Here is an 11,725-nt window from a genome sequence, read left to right as displayed (position 1 = left end):
TCGTCATGAAAGTTATTATTAAACCGATTGTAACTGAAAAAATGACAGAACTTGGCGAAAAGTTGAATCGCTTCGCATTCGTTGTTGATAAAAAAGCTAACAAGCTGCAGATCAAAGACGCTGTTGAAGAGTTATACAACGTAAGTGTTGAGTCTGTCAATACAATGGTATACGCGGGGAAATCAAAGTCGCGTTACACAAAAAGTGGAGTTATTGTTGGTAGAACAAATTCCTTCAAAAAAGCTGTAGTAACATTAGCTGAAGGAGATACTATTGATTTTTATAGCAATATCTAATAAAAATGGCAGTAAGAAAACTAAAGCCCACAACACCGGGGCAGAGACACAAAATTATTGGTGCGTTTGATACGATTACATCAGCGTCACCAGAAAAGTCCTTATTGAGGCCATTAAAGAAGTCTGGTGGTAGAAATAACACCGGTAAAATGACCGTTAGAAATATCGGTGGTGGTCACAAAAGGAGATACAGGGTAATCGACTTTAAGCGTAATAAAGACGGTGTTAACGCAACAGTTGAGTCAATTCAGTACGATCCAAACCGGAGTGCTCGTATTGCATTGCTAGCTTACGCTGATGGAGAAAAAAGGTACATTCTTGCACCTAACGGGTTGCAGGTAGGTCAAGCAATTGCTTCAGGAACAGGGGTTGCTCCTGAAATCGGTAACAGCTTGCCATTAAGCGAGATTCCTTTAGGTTCCATTATTCACAACATCGAATTGCGTCCGGGCCAGGGTGGTACAATGGCACGTAGTGCTGGTACTTTTGCTCAGTTGGCTGCTCGTGATGGAAAATACGCGGTTGTTAAATTGCCTTCAGGCGAAACAAGAATGATTCTGACTACTTGTCGTGCTACTTTAGGTGCAGTAGGTAACTCAGATCACGCTCTTGAGCGTTCAGGAAAAGCTGGACGTAGCCGTTGGTTGGGTCGTCGTCCACGCGTACGTGGTGTGGCTATGAACCCAGTTGATCACCCAATGGGTGGTGGTGAAGGTCGTTCTTCAGGAGGACACCCAAGATCTCGTACAGGGGTATTGGCTAAGGGTTATAAGACTCGTCACAAGAAGAAGGCTTCAAACCAATACATCATTGAAAGAAGGAAAAAATAACCGGTTAATTTAAACGAATTATGAGCAGATCATTAAAAAAAGGCCCATTTATCGACTTTAAACTGGAAAAGAAAGTTCTGGCACAGAACGAGTCAGGTAAGAAATCAGTTATTAAAACTTGGGCACGTGCTTCTATGATTTCACCGGAATTTGTAGGACACACTATTGCTGTACACAACGGCAATAAGTTTATCCCGGTTTATGTTACTGAAAATATGGTAGGACACAAATTAGGCGAATTTGCCCCAACCCGCACATACCGCGGTCATGGAGGTAATAAGAAAAAATAATTGGCCTGCCAATATTTAAATTCTTTAAACAGTAAAAAATGGGTGCAAGAAAAAGAATAAGAGCTGAAAAAATAAAGGAAGCCAAGAAGACCGATTACTTCGCAAAGCTTCGCAATGTACCGACTTCACCACGGAAGATGCGCCTTGTTGCCGACATGATCCGAGGTAAAGAGGTGAACCTTGCTCTGGATATGCTGAAATTCTCATCGAAAGAAGCTTCCAGAAGGGTTGAGAAACTGTTGCTTTCTGCTATCGCTAATTGGAAAGAAAAGAACGAAGGTGTTCGCATCGAAGACGCCAACTTGTATGTGAGTGAGATCGCGGTTGATTCAGGCCGTATTTTGAAACGTTTACGTCCGGCTCCACAGGGTCGTGCGCACCGTATCAGAAAGCGTTCAAACCACGTTACGTTGCGTGTTGCAAGCAAAGTAGTATCAAGTGAAACACAAGAAAACTAATAGCTAGATGGGACAAAAAGTTAATCCAATTAGTAACAGGTTAGGAATCATCAAAGGATGGGATTCTAACTGGTATGGAGGAAAGAACTATGGCGATAAGCTATTAGAAGACTCCAAAATCAGAAAGTACCTCAATGCACGTTTAGCTAAAGCCAGCATCTCTCGTATCATTATCGAGCGTACTTTGAAATTGGTTACTATTACCGTTTTCACTGCACGTCCAGGTATCATTATTGGTAAGGGAGGTCAGGAAGTAGACAAACTGAAAGAGGAGCTTAAGAAAATTACCGACAAAGAAGTTCAGATTAACATCTTTGAGGTAAAGAGACCAGAGTTGGACGCTATTATTGTAGCGAAAAACATCGCTCGTCAGGTGGAAGGACGTATCGCATATCGTCGTGCCATTAAAATGGCCATCGCTTCTACCATGAGAATGGGTGCTGAAGGTATCAAAATTCAGATTTCAGGACGTTTGAACGGAGCTGAGATGGCGCGTAGCGAAATGTATAAAGAAGGCCGTACGCCACTGCATACATTACGTGCTAATATCGACTATGCTCAGGAAGAAGCCCTGACTAAAATGGGTCTGATTGGTATCAAGGTGTGGATTTGCAAAGGAGAAATTTATGGTAAGCCAGATTTATCTCCAGCTTTCAATACCAAAGAAAAAGGCACTGGTGGAAACCGCGGTGGCGGTAGAGGTCCGAGAAGAAGAAATAATAAGAAGTAATTCTCCTTTCACATTAATTGATTAGGAACGATGTTACAACCAAAGAAAGTAAAATTTAGAAGAAGGCAGAAAGGCCGGATGAAGGGTGAAGCTCAACGCGGGCAGGAACTGGCGTTCGGATCTTTCGGTATCAAAGCCTTACAGAGTAAATGGATTACAGGTCGTCAGATTGAATCTGCTCGTATCGCCGTAACGCGCTACATGCAGCGTCAGGGACAGATCTGGATTAGAATATTTCCTGACAAACCGATTACTAAAAAGCCAGCCGAAGTACGTATGGGTAAAGGTAAAGGTAGTCCGGAAGGATTTGTGGCCCCTGTTACTCCAGGACGCATTATTTTAGAATGTGAAGGAGTACCTTACGAAGTAGCTAAAGAAGCATTGCGCCTTGCCGCTCAAAAGCTTCCGGTAACTACAAAGTTCGTTGTGAGAAGAGACTATGTTGAATCAACAAATGCTTAAGGACATGAAAGTAGAAGAAATCAAAGAATTAAGTGTTAGCGAAATAGCTGAGCGTATCGAAACTGAAACTGCTGCTTTGCAACAGTTGGAGTTAAACCATGCTACTTCGCCATTGGAAAATCCAATGCAGATTAGACATACTCGTAGAAACATTGCGCGCTTGAAGACTATTTTGAGTCAAAAGCAACAAACTGAAAAATAATTAGGAGATGGATAGAAATCTTAGAAAAGAGCGTATTGGTGTTGTGGCAAGCAACAAGATGGAGAAGTCTATCGTTGTTTCTGTAGAGATCCGCGAAAAGCACCCCATCTACGGTAAGTTCGTGAAAAAGACCAAGAAGTTTCACGCGCACGATGAAGACAACACCTGCAATATTGGGGATACCGTAAAAATTATGGAGACTCGTCCCTTGAGCAAGACTAAACGTTGGAGATTAGTTGAAATTCTAGAAAGAGCTAAGTAATCATGATACAACAAGAATCTAGACTTGCAGTTGCTGATAACAGTGGAGCCAAAGAAGTATTATGTATCCGTGTTCTGGGAGGAACAAGGAAGCGTTATGCCGGAGTAGGCGATCGTATCGTGGTAACTGTAAAAAGCGCAATCCCTGGTGGCGACCTTAAAAAAGGTACTGTAACCAAGGCTGTAGTAGTGCGCACTAAAAAAGAAGTTAGACGCCAAGATGGTTCCTACATCCGCTTTGATGAAAATGCTTGTGTTCTATTGAACCAGGCCGGAGAAATGAGAGGAACACGTATTTTCGGTCCTGTTGCCCGTGAGGTAAGGGAAGGATATATGAAGATCGTATCGTTGGCGCCTGAAGTACTTTAATCATCAAAGAGATTAGAACAATGGGTAAATTGCATATTAAAAAAGGCGACATCGTAATTGTTAATGCCGGTGTCAACAAAGGCCAGGAAGGGAAAGTACTTGAGGTATTTCCTGCTAAAAACCGCGCCATTGTTGAAGGTGTTAACATGGTGAGCAAGCACACAAAGCCTAATGCTGAAAGTCCGCAAGGAGGTATAGTTAAGAAAGAGGCTCCTATTCACATTTCAAATTTAAATGTGAAAGATCCTTCAACCGGAAAACCAACACGTATTGGTCGTAAGTTGAATGATGATGGAAAACTGGTTCGAATTGCTAAAAAATCAGGGGAGGAGATCAAGTAATGAGTTATACACCTAGTTTAAGAAAACAGTATAAGGACGAGATTGTACCGAACTTGATGAAAGAATTCGGGTTCAAATCAATCATGCAGGTTCCTAAGTTAGAAAAGATTGTTATCAACCAGGGTCTTGGTGCAGCAACTGCTGACAAGAAAATGATTGAGAACGCCATCAAAGAACTAACTACTATCACAGGACAAAAGGCTGTGGCTACGCTTTCGAAGAAAGATATTTCGAACTTTAAGCTTCGTAAAAAAATGCCAATTGGAGTACGTGTAACACTTCGTCGTGAGAACATGTATGAATTCCTTGAGCGTTTAATTCGTGTGGCACTGCCTCGAATTCGCGACTTCAAAGGTATCAACAGTAAGCTTGATGGACGTGGAAACTATACCTTAGGTATTGAAGAACAAATCATTTTTCCTGAAATAAATATTGACAATGTGTCAAAAATATTGGGTATGAATATTACCTTTGTGACCTCGGGAAAAACCGATGAGGAAGCTTATGCTCTGTTAAAAGAGTTTGGGTTACCATTTAAAAACGTGAAAAATAACTAGTTATATGGCAAAGGAATCAATGAAAGCCCGTGAGGTAAAAAGGGCTAAGCTTGTTGCCAAATACGCTGAAAAACGTGCTAGGCTTAAGGAAGAAGGTGATTATGTAGGTTTGCAAAAGCTGCCTAAGAACGCTTCACCTGTGCGTATGCACAACCGTTGCAAATTAACCGGACGTCCGAAAGGTTATATGCGACAGTTTGGCCTTTCAAGGATTCAGTTCCGCGAAATGGCTTCAGCTGGTTTAATACCTGGTGTTAAAAAAGCAAGTTGGTAAGAGTGTTAAATATTGTCCCGGTGTTGTATTAATGCCGGGATCAATTTAATCTTTATAAAATGACAGATCCAATAGCAGATTTCCTGACACGAATCAGGAACGCCATTATGGCGGGTCATAGGGTTGTTGAAGTTCCGGCTTCCAACCTTAAAAGAGAGATGACCAAAATTCTTTTCGAGAAAGGGTACATCTTAAATTACAAATTCATCGAAGATGACAAGCAAGGAGTAGTTAAGATCGCACTGAAGTACGATCCTCAAACAAAAACTCCGGCTATCAAAGCGCTTAAGCGCGTGAGTACACCTGGTTTACGCTCGTATGCCGGGTATCGTAGTTTACCTCGCGTTCTTAACGGTCTTGGTATTGCTATCGTGTCAACTTCACGAGGTGTAATGACAGATAAAGAAGCCCGAGTACAGAAAATTGGTGGTGAAGTATTGTGTTACGTTTATTAAAAAAGAAGAACTATGTCAAGAATTGGAAAAGCACCGATTAGCATACCTTCAGGCGTGAACGTAACTGTTAAAGACAATACTGTGACAGTTAAAGGACCAAAAGGCGAACTGGTGCAGGAAATTCACCCTGAATTAGAAGTGAAAGTTGAGGAAGGCACTATTACTGTAGCTCGTCCCAACGATGAAAAAGAAATACGTGCTAAGCACGGATTGTACCGCTCATTGATCAACAACATGGTGGTGGGAGTTTCAACAGGTTACAAAAAAGAGTTGGAATTAGTAGGTGTAGGTTACCGCGCAACTAATCAAGGTCAGATCCTTGAATTGGCGTTAGGCTATTCTCACCCGATTCACTTAATGTTACCTGCTGAAATTAAAGTGGAAGCTGTTACTGACAGAAAAAGCAATCCTATTATTTCGCTTGAATCAGCAGATAAGCAATTGCTTGGCCAGGTTTGTGCCAAAATCAGGTCCTTACGTAAACCAGAACCTTATAAAGGTAAAGGTATACGTTTCAAAGGCGAAGAAATTCGTCGTAAGGCCGGTAAATCTGCTAAAGTTTAATCTGAATTAAATTAGGAATTATGGCTTTTTCGAAAATAGAGAGAAGACGAAAAATTAAATTGCGCGTTCGCAAGAATATCAGCGGAACCGCAGAGCGTCCAAGAATGTCAGTATTTAGAAGCAATAAGCAGATTTCTGTTCAGTTAATCGATGACGTTAATGGTAAAACATTAGCTGCATCTTCTTCTTTGATTAAAGAGATTGCCGATCAGAAAGGTACTAAGTCGGAAGTGGCTGCAATGGTAGGAAAAAACATTGCCGAAGCTGCTCAGAAGGTTGGTATTAGTGCTGTTGTGTTCGATAGAAATGGATACCTTTATCATGGTAGAGTTAAACAATTAGCCGATGCTGCTCGTGAAGCAGGGCTTAAATTCTAACAAACGATGGCTGGAAATAACAAAAGAATCAGAAACAATAACGATCTGGAGTTAAAAGATCGTTTGGTTGCTATCAACAGGGTAACTAAAGTAACCAAGGGTGGTAGAACCTTTAGTTTTTCTGCCATTGTAGTGGTTGGAAACGAGAACGGCGTTGTTGGCTGGGGCCTTGGTAAAGCAGGCGAAGTAACAACAGCTATAGCAAAAGGTGTTGAAGCTGCCAAAAAGAATCTAGTTAAAGTACCTGTTATCAATGGTACTATTCCTCATGAGCAATTAGCACGTTTCGGCGGAGCAAGCGTATTTATGAAGCCTGCTTCTCACGGTACCGGAGTTAAGGCTGGTGGTGCGATGCGTGCAGTATTGGAGAGTGTTGGTGTAACAGACGTATTGGCTAAGTCAAAAGGGTCATCTAACCCTCACAACTTGGTTAAAGCGACTATCGGCGCCCTTACTGAACTGCGTGACGCTGCTACTATTGCTGAGCAACGAGGTGTTTCAATGGATAAAGTTTTTAACGGATAAATAAGGACAAAATGGCTAAGATAAAAGTAACTCAGGTTAAGAGTAAAATCGGGGCCACTGCAAGGCAAAAAAACACCTTGGCTGCCCTTGGGCTGAAGAAGCTTCAGCAAACCGTTGAACATGAAGCCACACCTCAAATTGAAGGAATGGTTCAAAAAGTACTGCACCTGGTGACAGTAGAAAGATAATTTGGTCGAACGAATTAGAGGAAATTAATATGAATTTAAATAACTTAAGACCTGCAAAGGGTTCAGTAAAGACCTCAAAACGTATCGGTCGTGGACAAGGTTCTGGTCGTGGTGGAACATCTACTCGCGGTCATAAAGGAGCTAAATCACGTTCGGGTTACTCACGTAAGTTTGGTTTTGAGGGCGGTCAGATGCCTTTGCAGCGACGTGTTCCTAAATTCGGATTCAAAAATATTAACCGCGTTGAGTATAAGGCTGTAAACATTGAGATGTTACAGACTATTGCTGAAAATAAAGAGGTTAGTGTAATTGATCCTGAAGTTTTAAGACAAGCCGGTTTAGTTAGCAAGAATGACTTGGTGAAGATTTTAGGAAATGGTGAGCTAAAAGCTAAATTAGAAGTGAAAGCTCATGCATTCTCAGAATCTGCTGCTAAAGCTATTGAAGCTGCTGAAGGAACCGTAGTAAAATTGTAACTGAATGAAACTATTCGAAACCATCCGCAACATCTGGAAAATTGAGGATCTTAAATCCAGAATTACGACAACGTTAGGTCTGTTGTTAATCTACAGACTTGGTTCTTTTGTTGTGCTTCCTGGTATTGATCCCACGCAACTAAGTGCGCTTAAAAGTCAAACAAGGGACGGTGTATTAGGCCTGCTCGATATGTTCTCAGGGGGAGCGTTTTCTAACGCATCCATCTTTGCATTGGGTATTATGCCTTACATCTCTGCTTCCATCGTTATTCAATTGATGGGTATTGCAGTACCTTACTTTCAACGTCTTCAAAGGGAAGGTGAAAGTGGACGTAGAAAGATCAATCAGATAACTCGTTATTTGACTGTTTTGATTTTGGTTGTTCAAGCGCCGGGTTATTTAACAAACCTATTTAATCAGTTGCCAGACGCGGCTTTTGTAGCTACAGGTTGGTCGTTTACTGTTACTAGTACAATCATCCTAACTGCCGGAACGATGTTCGTAATGTGGTTGGGTGAACGTATTACCGATAAAGGTATTGGTAATGGTATTTCACTAATCATCATGATTGGTATTATTGCTCGCTTGCCACAATCGTTGTTTGCCGAGTTTATATCAAGAATGGAAGCTGCTAGTGGAAGCGGTGGTTTGGTAATGTTGCTAATCGAGTTTGTTGTGTTGTTCTTCGTATTTGCCGGAACAATCGCCTTGGTTCAGGGTACTCGTCGTATCCCTGTTCAGTATGCCAAGCGAATTGTTGGTAACAAGCAATACGGAGGTGTTCGCCAATATATACCTTTAAAAGTTAATGCGGCTGGTGTAATGCCAATCATCTTTGCTCAGGCTATCATGTTCATTCCTGTAACATTTGCAGGCTTTGTCGATAGCGAAACTGCAAGCGGCTTTGCATCTATCTTTGCTAACTTTACAGGTGTTTGGTATAATGTAATTTTTGCCTTAATGATTATTGCTTTCACCTATTTTTATACTGCTATCACTATTAATCCTACGCAAATGGCTGAGGATATGAAACGTAATGGTGGTTTTATTCCAGGTGTAAAGCCAGGTAAAAAGACAGTTGAATTTTTAGATTCAATCATGTCAAAAATAACTTTACCTGGTTCTGTATTTCTAGCATTGGTTGCTATCTTACCTGCTTTCGCTATGATGGCTGGTGTAGATCAGGGATTTGCACAGTTTTATGGTGGTACTTCACTACTAATTCTAGTGGGTGTTGTATTAGATACCTTACAGCAAATCGAAAGCCACTTGTTAATGCGTCATTACGATGGATTAACTAAGTCTGGTAGAATTATGGGTAGATCTGGTGGTGGAGCTGCAATCTATTAATTGAGGAACGATCATTCATATGATTTATTTAAAGACTGACGAAGAGATTGAGCTGATGCGTATAAGCAACCAATTGGTGGCTAAAACGCTTGGAGAAGTTGCAAAGGCTATCAGGCCTGGTGTTTCTACGTTGGAATTAGACAAAATAGCGGAGACCTTCATTAGAGATAATGGAGGTACTCCTGCCTTTTTAAATTATCAGGGGTTTCCCAATACCCTATGCACATCTGTAAACGAACAGGTGGTTCATGGTATACCTAATGATGCACCTTTGCAAGAGGGTGATGTGGTTTCGGTTGACTGTGGTGTATTGTTAAACGATTTCTATGGTGATTCAGCCTATACTTTCCCAATTGGTGAGGTAGCGCCGGATGTTAAAGCATTATTAGATGCTACTAAGGAATCATTATACAAAGGCATTGAGCAGGCCATTGAAAATAATCGTTTAGGCGATATCGGGCATGCCATACAGAGTTATACAGAAGAGCGTGGGTATACAGTAGTGCGTGAAATGGTTGGTCATGGAATTGGTAAAAATCTTCATGAAGCACCTGAAGTAGCCAACTACGGTAGAAAGGGAAATGGTACTAAATTGAAGTCGGGAATGGTAATTGCCATCGAACCAATGATTAATCTTGGTAAGCGACAAATCGTTCAGGAAGATGATGGATGGACCATCAGAACCATCGATAAAAAGGTATCTGCTCATTATGAACACACTGTAGCAATAAGAAAAGGTGAAGCTGATATACTTTCTAGTTTTAAATTTGTAGAAGAAGTATTACATTTGCAGTCTGAAAAATAAAAAGTTACATAAATTATGGCGAAGCAAGCCTCTATAGAACAAGACGGAACAATCATTGAAGCCTTATCCAATGCCATGTTTAGAGTGGAATTGGAAAACGGTCACATCATTACTGCACATATTTCTGGTAAAATGCGTATGCACTATATCAAAATTTTACCTGGAGATAAAGTAAAGGTAGAGATGTCACCGTATGATTTGACAAAGGGAAGAATTTCCTATAGATACAAATAATAAAGTGACCGATCATGAAGGTTAGAGCATCTGTAAAGAAAAGAAGTGCCGAGTGTAAGATTGTAAAACGCAAAGGGCGCTTGTACGTGATTAATAAAAAGAATCCAAAGTTTAAACAACGTCAAGGATAAATTATAAGATTATGGCAAGGATTGCTGGAGTTGATATACCCTCAAATAAAAGAGGAGAAATCGCTTTAACTTATATCTACGGAATAGGAAGAAGCAGAGCACAAGAGATTCTTCAAAATGTTGGCGTTGACGCTAATTTGAAAGTATCAGACTGGACTGACGAGCAGATTAAGGCTGTTCGTGATAATATTTCAGACACATACAAAATCGAAGGTGAATTACGTTCAGAAATTCAATTGAACATTAAGCGCCTGATGGATATTGGATGTTACCGAGGTATTCGTCACCGTATCGGATTACCATTACGTGGTCAATCGACTAAAAACAACGCTCGTACACGTAAGGGTAAGAAGAAGACTGTTGCAAATAAAAAGAAAGCCACTAAATAATTAAGTAAGATATGGCAAAGAAGTCAGGATCTCAAAAAAAGAGAGTTGTTAAGGTGGAGGCTGTTGGACAGGCTAATATCCATTCGTCTTTCAATAACATTATTATTTCATTGGCCAACCAAAACGGTCAGGTGATTTCTTGGTCTAGTGCCGGTAAAATGGGTTTCCGTGGTTCTAAGAAGAACACCCCATATGCTGCACAGATGGCTGCTACTGATTGTTCAAAAGTAGCATTTGACCTAGGGCTAAGAAAAGTTAAAGTGTATGTGAAAGGACCGGGTAATGGTCGCGAGTCTGCGATTCGTTCAATTCATGCTGCAGGTATCGAAGTAACCGAAATTGTTGATGTTACTCCACTACCACACAATGGATGTCGTCCTCCAAAAAGAAGAAGAGTTTAATTACTCGACTAGTTGTTAACCATAGGTTTTTGATGGCAAATTTTGAATAAGAATTGGTTATATGATTATTTCTCCTCTCTATAATCTAGCGGCTGCCATATTCAATATTTAAAATCAAAAATTTAAAGTCAAAAATTTAGAAGAATGGCTAGATATATTGGTCCAAAAACAAAAATCGCCCGTAAATTCGGTGAAGCGATTTATGGTCCGGATAAGAATTTCGAAAGAAGAAATTTTCCTCCAGGGCAACACGGAAATAACCGTAGACGTAAAACAAGTGAATACGGTCTACAGTTAAAGGAAAAGCAAAAAGCTAAGTACACATACGGAGTATTGGAAAAACAATTCCGTAACCTGTTTAAAAAAGCTTCTCGAAGCAAAGGTATTACAGGTGAGGTGTTACTTGGACTTCTGGAATCTCGTTTAGATAACGTAGTTTATCGTATGGGAATTGCTCCTACCAGAGCAGCTGCAAGACAACTTGTATCTCACCGTCACATTGTAGTAGATGGTGCAATTGTGAACATTCCTTCGTATCAGGTAAAAGCTGATCAGATCGTAGGAATTCGCGAAAAGTCAAAATCGCTTGAAGTTATTTCAACGTCATTGGCCAATACAGGTGTGCATAAATATTCCTGGTTAGAATGGGATCAAGATTCATTTGCAGGTAAATTCTTGAATGTACCTGAAAGAAGTGATATTCCTGAAAATATTAAAGAACAGTTGATAGTTGAATTGTATTCTAAATAATTAATTCTT

Annotated in this window: 25 protein-coding genes; all 25 read left to right on the top strand. The window is 40.5% G+C overall.

Features of this window, described 5'->3' with window-relative positions:
* The first annotated feature begins 5 nt into the window (after positions 1-5).
* The 25 genes from rplW to rpsD all read left to right on the top strand — a co-directional run bounded on the left by rplW (position 6) and on the right by rpsD (position 11,716).
* Positions 6-296: a 50S ribosomal protein L23 gene (gene rplW, locus KEM09_RS09170; protein WP_212191484.1), complete on the top strand. Its 291-nt coding sequence runs from the start codon at positions 6-8 to the stop codon at positions 294-296.
* A gap of 5 nt (positions 297-301) precedes the next feature.
* On the top strand, positions 302-1,126 hold the full coding sequence (gene rplB, locus KEM09_RS09165) for a 50S ribosomal protein L2 (RefSeq protein ID WP_212227771.1): 825 nt from the start codon (positions 302-304) through the stop codon (positions 1,124-1,126).
* Positions 1,127-1,146: 20 nt separating this feature from the next.
* Positions 1,147-1,416: a 30S ribosomal protein S19 gene (rpsS, locus tag KEM09_RS09160; protein WP_212227769.1), complete on the top strand. Its 270-nt coding sequence runs from the start codon at positions 1,147-1,149 to the stop codon at positions 1,414-1,416.
* A 38-nt stretch (positions 1,417-1,454) separates the two neighbouring features.
* The gene (gene rplV / locus KEM09_RS09155; RefSeq protein WP_212191481.1) at positions 1,455-1,874 is read left to right on the top strand and encodes a 50S ribosomal protein L22; all 420 of its coding nucleotides are present in this window, start codon (positions 1,455-1,457) and stop codon (positions 1,872-1,874) included.
* Positions 1,875-1,881: 7 nt separating this feature from the next.
* Positions 1,882-2,604 (top strand): 30S ribosomal protein S3, encoded by a 723-nt coding sequence (gene rpsC, locus KEM09_RS09150; protein WP_212191480.1) that lies wholly within the window; start codon positions 1,882-1,884, stop codon positions 2,602-2,604.
* 30 nt (positions 2,605-2,634) lie between these two features.
* On the top strand, positions 2,635-3,066 hold the full coding sequence (gene rplP / locus KEM09_RS09145; RefSeq protein ID WP_212191479.1) for a 50S ribosomal protein L16: 432 nt from the start codon (positions 2,635-2,637) through the stop codon (positions 3,064-3,066).
* Between the two features lie 4 nt (positions 3,067-3,070).
* Entirely contained in the window at positions 3,071-3,268 is a 198-nt protein-coding gene (gene rpmC / locus KEM09_RS09140; RefSeq protein WP_212191478.1) for a 50S ribosomal protein L29, read from the top strand.
* Positions 3,269-3,275: 7 nt separating this feature from the next.
* Positions 3,276-3,530, top strand: coding sequence for a 30S ribosomal protein S17 (rpsQ, locus tag KEM09_RS09135; protein ID WP_212191477.1), 255 nt, complete (start codon positions 3,276-3,278; stop codon positions 3,528-3,530).
* Positions 3,531-3,532: 2 nt separating this feature from the next.
* Complete coding sequence (rplN, locus tag KEM09_RS09130; RefSeq protein WP_212191476.1) at positions 3,533-3,898, top strand: 50S ribosomal protein L14; 366 nt, start codon at positions 3,533-3,535, stop codon at positions 3,896-3,898.
* Between the two features lie 20 nt (positions 3,899-3,918).
* Positions 3,919-4,239 carry a 50S ribosomal protein L24 gene (gene rplX, locus KEM09_RS09125; protein ID WP_425305777.1) on the top strand — a complete coding sequence of 107 codons (321 nt, stop codon included), beginning with the start codon at positions 3,919-3,921 and terminating at the stop codon, positions 4,237-4,239.
* Positions 4,239-4,796, top strand: a complete 558-nt coding sequence (gene rplE / locus KEM09_RS09120) for a 50S ribosomal protein L5 (RefSeq protein WP_212227766.1) — start codon at positions 4,239-4,241, stop codon at positions 4,794-4,796. Before rplX ends, rplE begins: the two co-directional genes overlap by 1 nt.
* Positions 4,797-4,800: 4 nt before the next feature.
* A complete protein-coding gene (gene rpsN, locus KEM09_RS09115; RefSeq protein WP_212191474.1) occupies positions 4,801-5,070 on the top strand; it encodes a 30S ribosomal protein S14 in 270 nt (89 codons plus the stop codon).
* Between the two features lie 59 nt (positions 5,071-5,129).
* Entirely contained in the window at positions 5,130-5,525 is a 396-nt protein-coding gene (rpsH, locus tag KEM09_RS09110) for a 30S ribosomal protein S8 (RefSeq protein WP_212191473.1), read from the top strand.
* A 12-nt stretch (positions 5,526-5,537) separates the two neighbouring features.
* Positions 5,538-6,089: a 50S ribosomal protein L6 gene (gene rplF, locus KEM09_RS09105; protein WP_212227764.1), complete on the top strand. Its 552-nt coding sequence runs from the start codon at positions 5,538-5,540 to the stop codon at positions 6,087-6,089.
* Between the two features lie 20 nt (positions 6,090-6,109).
* Entirely contained in the window at positions 6,110-6,466 is a 357-nt protein-coding gene (rplR, locus tag KEM09_RS09100) for a 50S ribosomal protein L18 (RefSeq protein ID WP_212227762.1), read from the top strand.
* A 6-nt stretch (positions 6,467-6,472) separates the two neighbouring features.
* Positions 6,473-6,991, top strand: coding sequence for a 30S ribosomal protein S5 (gene rpsE / locus KEM09_RS09095; protein ID WP_212191470.1), 519 nt, complete (start codon positions 6,473-6,475; stop codon positions 6,989-6,991).
* Between the two features lie 11 nt (positions 6,992-7,002).
* The gene (rpmD, locus tag KEM09_RS09090; RefSeq protein ID WP_212191469.1) at positions 7,003-7,179 is read left to right on the top strand and encodes a 50S ribosomal protein L30; all 177 of its coding nucleotides are present in this window, start codon (positions 7,003-7,005) and stop codon (positions 7,177-7,179) included.
* A gap of 29 nt (positions 7,180-7,208) precedes the next feature.
* On the top strand, positions 7,209-7,655 hold the full coding sequence (gene rplO, locus KEM09_RS09085; RefSeq protein WP_212227760.1) for a 50S ribosomal protein L15: 447 nt from the start codon (positions 7,209-7,211) through the stop codon (positions 7,653-7,655).
* 4 nt (positions 7,656-7,659) lie between these two features.
* Complete coding sequence (secY, locus tag KEM09_RS09080) at positions 7,660-9,006, top strand: preprotein translocase subunit SecY (protein ID WP_212191467.1); 1,347 nt, start codon at positions 7,660-7,662, stop codon at positions 9,004-9,006.
* 19 nt (positions 9,007-9,025) lie between these two features.
* Positions 9,026-9,811: a type I methionyl aminopeptidase gene (map, locus tag KEM09_RS09075; protein WP_212227758.1), complete on the top strand. Its 786-nt coding sequence runs from the start codon at positions 9,026-9,028 to the stop codon at positions 9,809-9,811.
* Between the two features lie 15 nt (positions 9,812-9,826).
* The gene (gene infA, locus KEM09_RS09070) at positions 9,827-10,045 is read left to right on the top strand and encodes a translation initiation factor IF-1 (protein WP_143303625.1); all 219 of its coding nucleotides are present in this window, start codon (positions 9,827-9,829) and stop codon (positions 10,043-10,045) included.
* A 14-nt stretch (positions 10,046-10,059) separates the two neighbouring features.
* Positions 10,060-10,176, top strand: a complete 117-nt coding sequence (ykgO, locus tag KEM09_RS09065) for a type B 50S ribosomal protein L36 (protein ID WP_212191465.1) — start codon at positions 10,060-10,062, stop codon at positions 10,174-10,176.
* Between the two features lie 11 nt (positions 10,177-10,187).
* Positions 10,188-10,565, top strand: a complete 378-nt coding sequence (rpsM, locus tag KEM09_RS09060; protein ID WP_212227756.1) for a 30S ribosomal protein S13 — start codon at positions 10,188-10,190, stop codon at positions 10,563-10,565.
* An 11-nt stretch (positions 10,566-10,576) separates the two neighbouring features.
* Positions 10,577-10,966 (top strand): 30S ribosomal protein S11, encoded by a 390-nt coding sequence (gene rpsK / locus KEM09_RS09055; protein ID WP_212191463.1) that lies wholly within the window; start codon positions 10,577-10,579, stop codon positions 10,964-10,966.
* Between the two features lie 144 nt (positions 10,967-11,110).
* Positions 11,111-11,716, top strand: a complete 606-nt coding sequence (rpsD, locus tag KEM09_RS09050) for a 30S ribosomal protein S4 (RefSeq protein ID WP_212227754.1) — start codon at positions 11,111-11,113, stop codon at positions 11,714-11,716.
* Positions 11,717-11,725: the final 9 nt, after the last annotated feature.

This window comes from Carboxylicivirga mesophila (genome assembly GCF_018271975.1).
In the GTDB taxonomy this organism is placed as follows: Bacteria; Bacteroidota; Bacteroidia; order Bacteroidales; family Marinilabiliaceae; genus Carboxylicivirga; species Carboxylicivirga mesophila.
This window is presented reverse-complemented; position numbering and strand designations above follow the sequence as displayed.